Source organism: Gemmobacter megaterium (assembly GCF_900156815.1).
Taxonomy (GTDB): Bacteria; Pseudomonadota; Alphaproteobacteria; order Rhodobacterales; family Rhodobacteraceae; genus Wagnerdoeblera; species Wagnerdoeblera megaterium.
Window position 1 is genome coordinate 47,534 of the sequence record NZ_FTOT01000008.1, and the last position, 16,638, is coordinate 64,171.

General features: G+C 63.4%; 2 protein-coding genes. Both read right to left on the bottom strand.

Features of this window, described 5'->3' with window-relative positions:
* Positions 1-36: 36 nt before the first annotated feature.
* Entirely contained in the window at positions 37-14,688 is a 14,652-nt protein-coding gene (locus BW970_RS16575) for a PLxRFG domain-containing protein (protein ID WP_076533527.1), read from the bottom strand.
* A 96-nt stretch (positions 14,689-14,784) separates the two neighbouring features.
* Complete coding sequence (locus tag BW970_RS16580) at positions 14,785-16,191, bottom strand: hypothetical protein (protein ID WP_144038988.1); 1,407 nt, start codon at positions 16,189-16,191, stop codon at positions 14,785-14,787.
* Positions 16,192-16,638 lie beyond the last annotated feature (447 nt).

A 16,638-nucleotide genomic window follows, 5' to 3' on the forward strand; every position in this document is an offset into this window, starting at 1 on the left:
GATTGACCCACACATACCAAATCTGGATGCGGCCCGCTAGTTGAAGATTGCCGGTGCCCTTTCGCTCCTGATCCGGTCGTTCAGCTTCGGGTTCAGCGAGACGCCGAACTCGTTGCGCTCGCTGGCCCGGATGCGCCCCAGCATCGACTGCCGCAGGGTGTCCGATGTGATCGGATATTCGGGGTAGCGCATGTTGAAGTCGCGGATTGCGTCGATCACGCCTTCCGGGATCGGCTGGCCCGACCGAAGGGCATCGCCTGCCTCACGGTGCAAGGATTTGCGCTCATCGGTGATGCGGCGCTCGACATTCCTCAGCCGGTTGTTGATCCGATACCGCTCGGCCAGTTGCGCGGGTGTGAAGCCGCTGGCCTGCATGATCGCCTGATACGGGCTGACATCCTCGATCAGCGGATCGCCGTTGCGAGTGATTGCACCCTCGGTGCTGAACCTGCCAGCCTTCATCAGGTCGCGCACGGCCTTGGGCACTGCCGCCTCGATCCCGCGCCACCAGTCCCCATCTCCGATGTAGTCGAGCCCTCGATAGAACCCCAGGGGAATGCCCGCGACCGGCCCAAGCAGTTCGCGCATATGGGCGTCGTAGAGATCCTGCCCCTCCAGATCGCGGTCATCCCCGCGGAACCACAGGTTTGGCATCCCGACACGCTCCGTCAGATCGGCGCCCAGAACCCGGCCAGGTACGCCGCTCATGGCCATGCCCATGGCATAGTTCCAGGCCGCCACGCCGGGGGTGTCGCCCTCCATCAGCAAGGCATCCTGCAACCATTCCTCGGCATCGTCGCCCCCACCGGGGAAGAAGGCGCCAAGAAGCATCATCAGCAGGCCATAGCCCCATGTGCCGCGAATACCGGCATGGGCCATCATGGATAGGGTGATGCCGATCAACTGCGACCGGGCTTCTGCGCGTTCCTGCTTGCTGGCCCCGTGCAGTGATTGATGGGTATCGCGGAACAGCCGCCACAGCATGTTGACCACGAAGTTCTTCATGCTGGTCACGATGCGCGCCAGATCCCCTTGCATTGCGCGGGGACGGCTGCTGGACTGGTAGTCGAAATGCACCTCCCACGTCATGTCGGCTGCGGCATCGATCGCTGCCAGCCCGCTCAACCCGTCCGCTTTGGCCAGCCGGTAGCCCGCAAGGAATGTCACCTCCCGGTTCAGGCGTTCGGCATGGTGGAACATCCAGCCGATCTTGCGCATGACGCGCTCACGCACCGCACTGTATTCCACGCCGGTTTCGGCCACGGCAGCAAGATCATGCGCCTGGGTCTTGTCGATGGTGCCCCGGCGATAGGCCTCGTTCAGCGCATCGCGTTCGTCTTGTGCCAGTCCTTCGGCATTGGCCGCGCTCCATGTCTCGCGCCAGTTGGCGCCGCGACCCTTGGAAAAGTCGCGCAATGCCCGCGCCAGTTCCGCTGATACGCCAGAGACGCCCGCCTTCCTGAACCGTGTCGCCATCAACGGGATGCCCACCACGGTCGTTTGCGTCAGGTTGGCGACCGCCGCCGCCGGTGTTGCGCCAAGATACCAGATGAAGGCGAGGTTGGTCAGGCCAGCCGCCCAGGCACTGGTCAGGGGCTCCATGGTGAAGTCGTGGCGGCGTTGCATTTCCCGCACAACTGCCCCCATCCGGTTCGGATTGTCCGATTTGCGCGCCTCAAGCTCGGCCTCGTCCATGTGATCTTCCAGCAGGATGCCGTATTTGAGACGGGCAAGCTGGTGCGCGCCATGGAACATGTGCTTGCCAAAGGCGCGATAGGCATCGCGGTTATAGCCAGCACGCCCCTTGCGATGGACCTTCGAGGTGCGGATCGAGCTATCCGGCAAGGTTTCCAACCACCGCTGCCAGACCGCATCCATCACTTCGAAATTGGCCCCGGACTCGGCCAGCACCTTTTCCACATCGGCAACGAAGGTGGGATCGACCTGTGACCGTAGCGCGCCCTTGTTCGAGACCAGACCATGCTGGACGCGACCGGGATGCAGTGCCTCCTGTTCACGAACGAACGCCTGCTGCTGGCTCTCGCGCTCGAAGCGGGAGAAGGACATCACCTCGCCTTGCTCGTTGCGCACGGTGACAAAGTAGTCACCAAAGCGCGCCAAGGGCACATAAGGCCCCTTCATCCGGTTCTGTTCGAACATCTTGCGCAGGGCCGTCAGGCGTGCCCGCGCCGCAAATCCACCGCGCGCCTTCACCGCATCCAGCTTTGCCTGTGCCTCTGCCAGCGCATCGGTTTTTTCCTGCCCGGTCAGACCCTCATCCTGAATCCGCCGGGCTTCCTTGTGGAAGGCGCGCTCGGCGCGCTTCAACCCGATCCGCGTTGCGTTTTGCAGGTTCTCCATCACCGCCTTGTCGAAGTCGTCCGCAATGGCGGTGTATTCGGCCAGCACCTTGCCATACATCGCCTTGAATGGCTCGGGCAGCGCATCATAGGCCCGCTTCAACTCCATGTGGGCCTCGGCTTTGCGGGCCGCGGCCTCCAGCGTGGCGCGTGCCCATGCCTCGGCACTGTCCCCGCGCCGGGACAGTTCCTCGCGCGCCCGTTGCAGCCAGACATGATCGGAGGGCAAAGGCTTGGAGGGATCGACCCCGGCCAGCGTGGCGCGGTGCATGAGGTCCATCATGTCGTCATTCGCCCTCGGGTCTTTGCGCCGCAGATCCAGCCATTCCTGCGCCACGGCATCCGCTCGGCCATGCCAGGCATTGCGCAAGGCATCCATTTCCTCCTTGGTCCGCAGATAGGCCCGCGCCGACACCAATCGCTTGCCAAGCTCCATGAACAGCGGGCGGCCCGGTACCAGCGAGAGCAGGTTGTATTCGCCATCGCGCCCCTTGCCGACCATGGCGTCGGTCAGGATCGAGGACACGAAGGCACCGGGTTCCTTCCAGTGGTGACTGCCAATCAGGCCCTTGGCCTTCGCTCCGCTGCGCATCAGGGCATCGCGCATTTCGCGGTCATCCATCCGCCCGGCACCCGGCCCATCCGGCCCGCGCCCGCCGACTGTGCCGCCCGCGATCCGCTCCATCACCAACGCAGGGGACACAAAGCCTTGACCGCGCAGCCCGGACGCAATGGCTTGCAGGAATCCCCGCACCTTGTTGAAGATCCGCGCCAAGGGCCCAGCCGCATCGCGTGCAGTCGCCCATTCACGGTACATCTCGGCAACCGCCTCTTCGATCTGCACCGAAGTGACCTTGTCGCCATAGGCCCGCTCGACACGCGCCATCAGATCGGCATCGACCCGTGCAGCCCGGACCAGCGCCCGCCATTCCTCGGCGGTGAACAGGCCATAGGGCTGGCCCCACAGGTCGGGATCGCGCAAGGCATGGACAATCTCATGCCGCATGACTCCGCGCGCATCCCGCGCCGCCGGGTTCAACTCGATCAAGGCCCCGCGCTGACGGCCCTGGATCGGTACGCCCGACGCCCCCAGCAGCCCGCGCACGACACGTGGCGTCACCTTGCCAGCCAGACCGGCCGCCGCAACCTCGGCCTCGGCCATCCGCGCAATGTCGCGCAGGGAATCCACCGGCACGGCGGCGGCGTTGATTTTCGGTGGTGCAAGCTGTAGGTTCAGCGTGTCGGCGCCGATTTGTAATTCTGGCTCCACGCGGGTCTCCCGCGCGTCCATCTGGCCTTGTGCCGGGGCGCCGATATTGCCGCCCAAGTTCAGGTCATAGAACATCCTGCCGTTGTCCATCTCGCGGATGACGATATGGATGGGCTCTTGGCGGCCGGCGACAGAAACCTGAGCCTGGAAATAGTGAATCTTGCGGACATGCGCGCGGCCGAAGCGGTCCTCGGACTCGCCGGTTTTCTCCGCGCTTGCGACGATCTGTTCCAGCGCAGGCACGGCCCGCAGCAGATAGTCGAGCGGCTTCCCGCCGATCTTGCCCGCAGCGGCGCGCGTGAACGACACCTCCCAGCCCGTGGAAGTGTTCGTGACCTTCCTGCCTTGCAGGTTGTCGCGATACCACGCACGCGCCTTGCGTTGCAGATCAAGCATGTCCTCCCACGGCCCGAGTTCGTCGCCGGTCAGGCGCGCGGCAGGTTCCTGATCATCAAAGCGGGATTCCTTGGCCTCGTCAGGCGCGTTCTCCGCCAGAAGGGCGCCTTCCAGTGCATCGACCTTTTCTGCCAGTTCGTTCAGCTTGTCCTGGTCTGCAAACCCTTTCAGCTTTGCCAGACCTTCCATCACATCGGCGCGCTCGCGCTCGCGCCGGGCAATATCGGCCTCGATCCGGCGCGGCGTGGCCTCGATCTTGGACAATGCCCCTTCGACCTTCCGGGCCATGCCAACCGGATCCTCGGACCAGCCAACCATGACCTCGTTGTCGCGTGGCAGGGCGATATAGTAGGTCACGGCATTCATCGCGTGCGACACTTCGATGTGCAGCGGAAAGCCGGAAACGGTTCCGACCTTATCCTGATGTCTGAAACCCGTCCCGGCCAAGGCGTCCTCTGCGGCGCTGATCAGATCGGCGCCGAACTCCTTGCGCTCGGTATAGGTCTTGCCGCCCATGCGCGCCTCGAAGGCATCGCCTGACAGGTCTTGTACCTTGGCGGCTTGCGGCTGCCAGAAGGTCAACTCCTCACGGTCCATTGCAATGGCGCGGCCCAGTCCGCGCGCCTTCGCCTCCATCTGCTGGCGTTCGCGCACCGCTGCCCCGGCCCGGCGCTGCAACTTGTCGCGCTCCGCCCGCAACTCGGTCAGTTCCAGCACCCGAGGATCGGCGGTGGACATGGCTTTGGCTTGCTCATACTGGCTGGCCTCGCCAAGATCCTCCATGTCGCGCACATTGGGATCGCCACGGAAGAACCCTTCGATGAACCCGGCCTTGCGCGCCATCATTTGCCACATGGTCGCGTCGTAGGTACCCTTGGCCGAGTAATCGAGGATTTCGATTTCCCGGTTCATGTTGCCCTGCCGGATGCCGCGACCATTTCTCTGCTCGTCGTCGGCAGGGAACCACAACGGATCAAGGTTGTGGATCGCCGTGATGCGCCGTTGTGCATTGACGCCCGTGAACAGGGTCTTGGAACCGATCAGGATCCGTTTCTTGCCCTCGTTCATGTCATTGAACGCCCGCTGCTTGCGCGCATCGGATGTCAGATTCTCGGCCAGGATGATTTCGTCGGCTGGCACGCCCATGGCCACCAGTTGCGCCTTGATGAAGCGGTGAACCGAGAAGGACGGGTTGTGTTTCGACGGGTTCACGCCAAGGGTCGAGAACACCATTTGCGTGGTCGGGCCACGCATCAACGGTTCGTCGGTGTAGCCACCTTCCTTCTTCACCCCGTAAAGTGGGGCGTCGGCGCCTTCTTTCCAGCGGCGGTAGATGTTGTTGATCATCCGCTCCAGCTTGGAGTTGTTCTCGCCGGCGCTGGGGTCGACAAGGCGCATGTCGATGGCTGCAAGGCGACCATCGTTGATGACCGACAACAGGATGTCGTCACCCTTCTTCACCGGCCCCTTCCGATTTTCGATCATGCGCATCCGCGCGCCCAACTGCTGCTGGTACGCCTTCAGCTCGGGCGAAGCCTCCACCACGATCAGGTTGCGCTTGCCATCTTTCAGCGCAGGCCGGGTCACGTACTGTTCAAGGTCTTTCGACGACACCACATCCATGACCTGCCGCACCATGAGCGACAGTTCCGGGGTGTTCACGAACTTGGCGAAGCGCGTGACCAGCTTGTACCCCCCATCGGGGGCTTGCTCCAAGGCGTTCTCCGTGGTGCCGAAGGTGGCTGCCCAGGAATCGAAGGCCGAGATGTTGCGATCATCCAGCGCCTGCGGCTGCAAGTACCGGCTGATCGAATAGAGTTCCGCCATCGTGTTGGTAATGGGCGTGCCGGATGCCAGTACCAGACTGCGCCCCGGATTGCGTTGTGCAAGCGAGCGGGTCTTGATGAACAGGTCCATCGACTGTTGCGAGCCCTGCGGATCGACCCCCTTGATGCTGCCAAGGCTGGTGGCGAAGGATAGTTTGCGGAACAGGTGCGCCTCGTCCACGAACAACATGTCGGCGCCGGTCTCATCGAAATCGAACACGGCGTCCTTGCCCTTGTCCGAAGTTTGCCGTGCGATCCGCTGTTCAGCCGCCTCAAGAAGGGCCTCGATCTTCTTGCGGGTCTTGGTCTCCCCGCTGGTGATGCCCTTTACATCAACTCCCAGCGTGGCCGCCATGCTGTGGAGGGCGCCAAGAACGGAACGTTCCATCCCGGCATCCTCGCCAAACTGGCCGCCGCTCAGCCCTTCCAGAACATCGCGCACATCCTGCAACATGCCTTCGACGGCAGCTTTCTTGGATGCCTCCGATGCCGGGATCAACTGGAACGCAGAATGGGTGATGATGACCGCATCGTAGTCACCAAGCGCGGCATCCGCGACGAACTGCTTGCGGCGCGAGGTATGAAACCGCTTCTCGTCCGCGACCAGAACCTTCGCCAATGGGTATTGCTGATAGAACTCGGTGGCGAACTGGATCAGCATGTGGTTCGGCACAGTGTACCAAGGCTTCCGTGCCAGCCCGAGGCGCTTGGCCTCCATGCCAGCGCCGATCATGGCGGAGGTTTTCCCGGCCCCTACGGTATGCGCCATGTAGGTATCGCCAGATTGCAGGATCCGGGCGATCACTGCCGTCTGGTGCGGGCGCCAACTCCAATCGGAATGGATGCCCGGCGTGGTCAGGTATTCGCCATCGTATTTCGGCGCCACTTCCGCATTGAAGGTCCGGTTGTAGAGGGTTTCCATCTCCGCCGTTCTGGCGGGATCAGACCAGAACCAGTCGCGGAATCGGGTCTGCAATTCATTGGCCTTGTCGGTTGCTGCCTGGGTGGCTTCTTCATCGACCCAGGAGTCTGTGCTTCCATCCTGATTGCGGCGAGTTCGGCGCACCTCGACCTTCTTGTTCGCCATGACCAGCCCCATCAACTCGCCAAAGGGGCGATCCTCGGTGCCGAACTCCGAGGTGGCCTTCGCGCCGGTGGTGGTGCCGTTCACCAGCCAGATGCCAAGACGCGGTTTGAATTCGACCTGCAACTCCAGGCCAAGAGCCTCGGCAAAGTCCGGATAGATCGAGGTAGGAAACCAATGGGCGCCAAGCGGGACGGAAATGTCCTGCGCCGCGACGGGCGCGGGCTGCACTGCGCGCAAGGCATCGACGTTCGGCTGATACTCTGGGTTCGCCCGCGCCTCGCGCTCGGCTTCTTCCAGTTTCACCACCACGTTGCCAGACAGGTATCTCGCGCGGGTTTCCCACTCCCTTGTGCGCGGGTTCTGGAAGATCTTGCCTTCCAGTTCGCTGATCACCCGTTCCGATGTGCTGTTGGACAGCGCAGCAATCCTGCCGGGATCGACGCGCCCGGTTTCGCCCAGCAGGTGCAGAAGCGCATCCTCCGGGCTATTGATCTGGGGCCGCGACGAAACCCTCACAGCATTCTCGGTGAACACGCGGGTTTTCTGCGCGGTATCCGTTTTCTCGTCGTACTTCTCGATGGCCAGAAGGCGATAGGACTCGGGGTCATCCATGAACGGGTCGATATTCGGCCGCGTCACGATGATCTTGTCGTCCATGGCTTCTGGCGCGAATGTGCCCTCACGATAGCCGGGCGCCTGTCGTGCTTCCTGCCGTGCCCGCGCGATTTCCGCCATGGACGCGCCCGCCTCGATCATTGGACCGGCATCGAAGCTGCCAATATCGAAGGGTTCACCAGCGGCGCGGGCATCGTTCTCGGCCTGTTGCCGCGCGCTCTCCTGCTCCACGATGCTAGGTCGTTGCGTGCGCCTATGCTGCAAGCCGATAGGGCCACGCTCCTTCACATAAGCATCGTAGGAATCATTCAGCGCCTTGCGGGCGGCGCTCGCATCCTTCCCATCCACATCGGCGGCGTACACATCGCGCAGTGCGTTCTTGATCGGGATCAGGGCTTTCACCGCCTCCATGGCGGCTTTCGGCATCCCCTTGGTGTTTTCGCGGCTGCGCGGCTCGACCTTTCGGCCCGTATTGCCGTCGAACAGCCACAGGGCGCCATCCTTCAGGTAGAATGAGCCAGGCTTGGTCTCGGCGTGATCGGCGTCCAGCGCGTCCAGTTTCACCGATTCCGGTGGGGCCGACATGATGTTGCTGGGAAACTGCGACAGGACCGATTTGAGGTCGGCACGCAGATCGGCGTTCGGGCGCGGGCGCACACCAACGCGCGCCCCGGCGGTGAGTGTGTCATAGAGCCCTTGTTCGCCAAGGATCATATCGGGATTTTCGATGAAATAGCGGTTCACCGCCGCCTGTCCAGTGGTGCCGTCACTGCCGGGAAGGTCGATCACCTCGGACTGGCGCCATGCCGGATTGGCCTCGGCCTCACTGTCCACGCGCTTGCGCAGCACGATGATGTCGGTAGTGACTTCGGTTCCATTTTCCTTGAAGGCTGTATTGGGCAGCCGGATTGCACCGACCAGATCGGCCCTGTCAGCCAGATAGTCGCGTGCCTTGCTGTCCATCTTGTTCATGGTCCCTGCGGACGTGATGAACATGAGAACCCCGCCTGGGCGCACGGCATCCAGCGATTTGGCAAAGAAATAGTCGTGGATGAAGAACCCTTGCGGGTAGTCGGGATCGGCCTTGATCTGTGTTCCGGCAAACGGAGGGTTGCCGATAACCAGATCGTAGAACCCTTGCGGCAGCTTCTCCTTGATGAAGTCGCCGTTCTTGATGTTGTGCCGGGGGTACAGGGCTGCCGCGATCTGGGCAGTGATATGATCCAGCTCCAACCCGGTGTAGGTGGCGTTCAGGCTTCCGGGCATAGTGCCAGCAAAGCCGCCGACCCCCATTCCTGGCTCATAGACGCGCCCGCCGGTGAACCCAAGCTGCTGGGCAAGTGTCCACATGCTCCGCAGCGCGGACTCTGCGGTATAGAAGGCGTATTGAGAGGTGCGCGAAAGGGTTGCCCGCTCCTCGGGCGTTGTCATGGTCTCGATTTCAGCGGCCAGATCGGGAAAACGGATGGTGCCATCGCTGCGCGGAAGGGTGCCCGCCAAGGTGCCGGCGCCGCCATATTTGGCGAGGGTCGCGCGTTCCTCAGCCGTCGCCGGACGACCCTCTTGCTGGATGGTGCGCAGGGTGCGGATCGCCGCAATGCTCTCTCGTGCGCGGGTCTTTTCCCCGCGCGCCAGTTCAAGCCCGCCGGGCTCGATGACGTGGTTTACTGGTCCTCGCCCGCCAGTGCCGTTTCCAGGGCCAGAGCCATCGCCACTTCTCTGACCATCACGTCGCGGGCCGGATCGTTCTCCGGTACGTTCTGCAACGCGATTTCCTGGTCTGCCTGCTGTACGATCATCCGAACGTAGGCTTCCAGCTTGTCCGGTCCCCGCTTGGAGATCTCCCGCGCCTTCTTGGGGGCTCGGTCGATCATCGCTTGCATTATTGCGGTTATCATCGCGGCGGTTCTCCGGTTCGGCATCGACGCCAACATTACGGGATTCCGGCTCAGAATGCACCTTGCTTTGCGATGCTTCTGCCTCGGCCATCGCGCGGCGCACCTCGTCCAGGACGGCCTTGGCATCGTCCATGTCCGACACGTCTTGCCCGTCGAGGTCCATGGTATCGCGGACATGATTGTAAGCGGCGCGCATCGGAGCCTGGGCTTCGCGCATGGTCAGGCCGGTGCTTTCCGCAAAATCACGCAGCATCTGTCCGAACCGCTTGGTTCCGGCCTCGATGTAGAGCCCGACCAGTTCCGCCCCGAGGGTGATGTATTCCGGGTCAAGCCCGCTGCTGGTCTGATTGCGCGCTTTGGCTGCAAGGCGTGCTTTCAGTTCGTCGGCACGCTTCTGCTTGTCCTCCGACAGGGCAGAGAGGATGCCGCTTGCAGGCTTGCGCCTCTGTGCCCCCGCCGATTCCGGCCCGAAGATCGCTGTGCGCAACGTTTCCATCTGCTCGCCGGTAAGGCGATCAGCCACCTCGCCGGAGGTCAGTCCTGTTGAGACGGTCGTGTCCAGCCCGGCATTTTTCAGGGCTTCGCGCCGCTGGTCGCGGTTGTTGGTCCACCACCAATCAAAGCGGCGCGGGCCGGTGGGCTGCGGGCTGATTGGGACAGGTGCATCGCTGGCCTTGCTGCCCACAGGCGTTTCCCTGCGCGCTGCTTGTTCAGGCTTGCGGGCATCAGCAATCACGGACTCGATCTTGGCCTCGTCCACATTGTGGGTGCCAGCGAAGATCTGGCGGCCTTTCGGGTCCGTGATCGTGGTGCGATTGACCTGGCGCTTCACCACATAGCCATCATCGGTCACGCGGGCCTGATCGGTTGTCGGCTCCCCGAATGCGTCTCTGGTTCGTTCGTAGCCAGACAGCAGATCGCCAAGACCGACCGCAGGTTTCTGTCCTGCAATCTGATAGGATGGTGCTTCAATGGTTCCGGTGTTTTCCAGCGTCCCGGCGCGGTACAGTCGCCCGAAGGCATCGGTCAGCGCGCGCTTACCGTCATCCGACAATCCATCCCACGCCATGCCTTGCCGATACTCGCGTTCCGCCTTTGGCCCGGCTTCCTTCAGGATCGCATCCCGCATCGCCTTGTCGGCATTGTCCCACCATGGGGCGCGGGTCGGGGTCGGCGCGGCTTGCAGGTCGATACCGGCAACCTTGGCGCCAGCCTGACGCACATCAGCATCGTCCTGCGGCGTGATGATTTCGCCATCCAGCGGCTTGGCCTCGGGGCGGCGCACCTCATATGCCCGTTCGCCATTCGGAAGGTCGACAAGGCGAACATCATAGCCCTTGCGCTTGAGCCCATCATAGAACGCCCGGCCATCTTCGGTCAGTTCGTAGCCAGAGAGGAACCGCCAGCCGCGCTCTGCGGCATATTCGATGGCCTTGTCATGCAGTGCGGTCGAGACACCCTGACGCTGCATGTCCTCGCGAACCTCGGTCACGTCAGCTTGCAATGTCTTGGAAGCTGCGTCGGGGAAGGCAATCATGGCAGCATCACCGAGGCGGAACGCCACGGAGTGCTCCCCTTCGTTCTCGACCTTCACATCAGCGGCTCCTGGACGGCGCGGCTGGGATGGCCCGGTATCGACAATGCGCGTCTTGCCGGTCTGCAAGCTGTTGAGGATCAGGACGCCGGGCGTGCCCTCTTTCGGCGCAGGCTTCGGCATGACTGCATCGCGCACCTTGTCAGCGTGCTTGCGGGAAAAGATGAAGCCGCCTTCCTTGTCGTCCCATTTCAGGCTGACACCGGAAACAGCCGGCGGCTGATCCTTCGGAACCCCGCGCAGGACTGCGGCCTTTTCGCGGATGTTTTCGATGACAGGGGAGATGGATTCGGACGAAGCCGGGGGAGGGGAAATTTTCCCGCCTGCCTTTGCCTTTCCGCTCACCGGCGTGTCGGTCTCGCCAGAATCCAGCCATGCCTTGAACTCGGGCAGCGCCATCTTGCGGATGCCGCCGATGCGTGCGGCCCCGCGCCCGTCGCTGAACCCGGCCTGATAAGTGGCCTTGGCATCTGCCGGGGTGTCGAAGCCCAGCATGACTTTATGTTCATCGAACGTGCCGCTGTCCGGGTCGATCTGATCCACCACCCAGACGGACTCGCTGGCAGTGTTCGGCCCCATGTAAAAATCCACATGGTCGCCATCGGCGCCTGTCGTGCGCAGGATGCGGCCATACTCGGCCGGCATCGTCACCTTCCATTCGGTGCCGTCGGGCGAGGTGCCCTTGCGCTCGCTGCCCTTGGCGTTTTCAATGGAAAGGCGCATCCCCTGCCAGTCGATCTTCGCCGTCTTGTAGTTCTCGGCCTCCTTCTGGGCCGGGGTCGGGTCAGGGTTGGTCTCGGCGGCTGCGGCCTCGAACTGTTCACGGGTGGGCACCGGCTTTTGAGGCTCATTCGTTGGCGGCAATGCCGTTTGAGGATCACCTTGGGCCGGTTTGCTGTCAGCAACGGTAGTAGGCTTGCGATTCAGGCTTTCCAGATGCTCGCGCGCCGGCACAGCCTCATATTTCGCGGTGTTCAGGGCATCGACCTTTTTGCGGTCGAATGTCTCCATGACGGTTTCGCCGGTCTCCCGGTTGCGAATGACCCAGCTTGCGCCCGGCCCGGCCTGCTCATCGGTCAAGGATTGCTTGACGGTTGCAGGCTTGGGCAAAGGCGCCACCCGGTCCAGTTCCTGCAAGGCACCGCGCATCCGTGCGGCGATGGTGTCGCGGTCCATGCCATCGGTGTCGATTGTATAGTCCAGATCGCTGCGACCATTGGGGGTCGCCCGGATCACAATCTTGTTCGGGCGGATCAGAACATCGCGCCCCTCAAGCGTTGTGTCGTCGCTGCTGCGGCCAGAGGCCACGCCCAGAACGCGCCCCCATTCCCGGCGCCGCCGCTCTTTTGCCGCCATGTCGGCTTCCGTGACCGACTTGCCGCCAAGCATATCGGGCTGGACACGCTGCTCCGGTGGCGTGCGGATCGGCTCGACAGTCGGGCGCGGGCGGGTCGGCGCGGCCTCTGGCTCGGTGCCGGGATCGGTGATCTCCCCGGTGTCCTGGTCAAACTGCGGGGCCGTCTCCGCGATTTTGCCCAAGGCGTCGTATTTGCGCTTCATCGGCCCAGTCCAGCCGCCTTCGCGCGCACGATCTTCCATCTGGCGCATCTGCCTGATCGCTTCATCAGGCGTGACAGGCTGCTTTGGCTTCTTTTCCTTGGGCGGCTTGACCTTGCCCAATGCCTGTTGGGACAGTGCCTCGGTTTCCGGCGCGGCGGGCAGGGTTTCCTGCGTTGGCGACGGCATGGGCGTGGATTGCGCCGGTGCGGGCTTGGCTTCCGATTCAGCGGCTGGTTGTTGCGCGGTCGGCTGTTCCTGATCCTTCGGCTTGCTCTTGGTGGCCTGTTCCGCGGCCTTGTCCATGTCAGCCGCCTGACGGCGCGCAGTATCGAATGCCACCGGGTCGAGGTCGATTTCGACGCCATCAACGCGGATCACTACATTACCGTCCGGTGTTTCGCGCTGGAATACCACATCGCGGACGAGCCCGGCCTCGTCGTCATAGACACGAACGGCCCCGCCGGGCTTCTGGTCAGGGAACATCTGTGGTGCCGGAACCGGCTCCGGTTGGGGCGTCAGATCAGGTGCGAGGCGCGCCGCAGCCTCGATGGGTCCGGCAGGAGGGATTTCGTCGACCGCCGCGCCCACACCGGAGGGAGAACTCACCGGAGGGGAATCGGGCGCGGCGGTCTGCCCCCCGGCGCTGCCATCGCCGGGGTATGCGGATTGCGGGCGGAAACCTGCTGGCTGGGATGCTGGTGGGGTTCCATCAGGGGCGGAAGCGCCATCTGCGAAGACCGTTCCTCCATCAACCGGCGATGGAAGCTCCAACATCGGTGCCGGAAGGGCCAGCATCGGTGTGGGGGCTTCCGGCTCCGGCTGAGGCTCCTGCTGCGGACGGCGGGCGCCAAGCGCGCCCATGGGTCCACCGGCCAAAGCACCCGCAGCGGCAGCCTCGATCGCGCCTTCGGTCGGGTTCAAGCTGGTCCCGGCACCTCGGTTGATCCCGATCCGGGCGCCAGTGCTTTCCAGACCTTCTTGCAAGCCTTCCTCGGTCGCGCCAACGGCAACACCTCGGGCGACGTTCCCGGCAAGACTCTTTCCGGCAAGGCTTTGCGGCAGACCCTTGGCCACAAGCCCGCCGGTAATGGCGCCACCGGCGCCGCCGATCATAGCCTGAATGTCACCTGCGGCGTCCATGGCGCGGCGCCGGGTCTCTTGATAGGCCGCATTCGGGTCCATGCCCTGCGCGGTCAATTCGCGGAACACATCAGACTGCCGGGCTAGTTCCGGCGTGCCGTCCTCGCCCTTGGCCTTCCACAGATCGTCAATGACCTGCGCGGCGGTTTCACGGCCTTCTCCGCCCGCCATCGCCCCGCCGACACTGGCTGCGGCAAGGCTGCTGCCACGAGTAGCAATGGCCGTGGCGACGACAGGGGCAAGGCTTCCAAGCCCCTCTGCGCTGACCTGTGCCAGACCGCGCCAGGAGAAGTCCTCCGGCGCCTTCCATGTCGATGGATCAAGCGGGTCACCTGTCGGCAAGGTCTTTTCCGAGGCTGCCCGCGCCTCTGGCGAAACCGCCGACAGGATGCCCTCGCCAGCACCCTTCACGGCTTTGCTCGCGGGGTCGGTGAGGCGGGTTGCGACAGCCCCCAAAGGCTCCTGTCGGCCAGTCGCGGCTTGAATGATCCGCTGCGCAGGATCGGAATTCAGGGCACGGTCGGCCAGGTTTCCGGCGTAGTCGATGGCCCCGCCAACGCCGCGCACTGCGGCACCAAGCGCCCCGGCGCCAAGGTCTTTGACCAGCGATGGGCCATCTTTGGCGGTCGCGGCCTTTGGCTGTGGATCAAGCTCGTCCGCGATGCGATAGGCCACATCCAATAGATCGTCGCCGCCCCGCTCACGAAGCACGTCCTCGATCCCGCGCCCGGCTTTCACCTGTGCCGCCATCTCGGCAGCGAGGGCTTCTGCGCGCGCCTCGCTGCGATCCTTGTCAGTGGACAACACAGCCAGAATGGCGTTGGCAGGGATCCGATGCTTCGCAGCGATCCGGTTCAGCGATACTTTCGGATCTGCATCAGCACTCTGGCGCTTGGCGCCCAGTGGTTGCACCAAGTCGCCAGCAAAGATGTTTCCTGCCATAGAACGGCCCCCTTACGGTTCGGTCTATGGCTGTCACATCCTATGGCAGCCTGTTCCCCTCCTGATACCGTATGATGGCCCCCGCCGACAAGCGCGTCAGTTCTTTCGAAGCAAGGGGGGTGGGTCCGATGCTGCGGATTGCCCGGCGCTCGGGAAGGCGCGGCGGGCTTCTTCGAGTGCAATATCGAAGGTGATCGGGGACTGCTGTCCGGGAAGGACATTCTTGCCTGCCTGCTCGAAAATCATCTTCGCCACATCGAAGATGCGCTTTTCGCGATCCTTCTCAGCCGCCTTCGCATCATCACGCGCTGCCTTTTTCGCTCCAAGCGCGGCCTCGTTGGCGGATTTGATCCTGGCTGCCGTCTCGGTGAAGGCATTGAGGGGATCGGCGGCAGACAAGCCAACCATGTATAGCTGGTTCGGATCGTCATAGACACGTTCGTAGGTATCGCCCGTAGCCTCGTTGCGGAAGGTGATGACCGCGCCATTCACTGCCCCGGCCTCATCCATGGTAAACCGCGATTGCTCAGGCACGATGGTCGTTCCATCGTTGTAGTAGCCCAGCCGATTGTAGGCCGCGATGAAGTGTCTGCCAAAGGTCTCCATGTCCTGCTCGCCTGCGGCGACGACCATATGGACATAATCCTTCATCGCGCGCTTGGTCTCGGCGGTCTGCATGAACTCCTGAAACTTCACCGCGCGGTCGATGTCGCCGTTCCTGACCATCGCCTCGATCAGCTTGGGTACGACAGTGGTTGTGTACCGATCCATTGCAGAGGTTGCCGCGCGGTCTCGCTGCTGGGACGACAACGGCTTGCGGTCGGACGCGCCGAGAGGGGCGCCGCCTGCCTTTTGCGCCTCCTCGACTGCGATTGCGGCGGCTGGCCCTACAGCCTGAGCCGCTTGTGCAACTTCCTTCTGCCTGGCTGCTTCGACGGTCGGACCAAGGCGCGCGCCCGGTGTCGCCGTGTCATTGGGTAGGCTGGCCGGTGGCGCGGGTCGTGCACCCAGGGGTGCATCTGGTGCAGGGGGCGAGGATCCGGCCAACTGATCAATCACACTGCCCGGCCCGAACGGAGCATCCTTGACCAACGGGACTTCTTTTCCGGTCGCGTAGCGCACCAAGGGGTTGATTGCACGATTTACCGCATTGGCGGCGCCACCCAGCATGGGCTCGATCACCCCCTTGTCCACGGCCTCGTTTACGCCACCGACGACAGCCCCAGCCACACGCGGCGCTCGAGTGACAAGCTCCGCAGCATCACCCATCATCCCGCCATCTTGCCCGAACTGATGATCATAGTTCGGCTGCATGGCCTTGGCCCAGGCATCAGCGCCCGGCTTCAAGGCCGCCTTAACACGGGCACCAAGGCTTGGCCTCTGTTCCGGCATCGGCTGAACGCCTGGATCAATCTGGCGATCCGGCGGAATGAAGCGGGCGCCGACCGGGCCTTGCTGATGGAGCTCATCGGCGATTGCGGCGGAAGGCGCAGGTGCGACCAATGTTCCGTCCTGAAGGCGCGGCAGGCCAGAAACGGGGTCATGTCCGGTTTGCGAAGGCGGTACCGGAGGCAGGGTACCGGCGCCAATCTGCCCGCCCATCACATCGGAACCTGCACCTCCGGCAAGCGTGTCGGCATCCGCACCGCCAGCCTGTGTCTGCTTTTTCGCCCCAAGGCTTTCCAAGGGCACGGCACGAACAAACGCATCAGCCGCGCGCGTCGGTGCGCCAACCATAGGGAGATTTGAAGCCACGCCAGCGACCGCAGCCCCGGCCTCCGGGGTGCCGGATTTCGCCGCAGGTGGGCGGGCACCGAGGGACGCGGGCGCCTCTGGCTCCGCCATGCCTTCCTGCATGATACGGCGATACTCTTCCTCATTGGCGGCCTGTCGCCGCGCTGAGTCCAGCGTCAGCTTGTCGGCATCGAGACGCACACGGCGCCCTTGCAT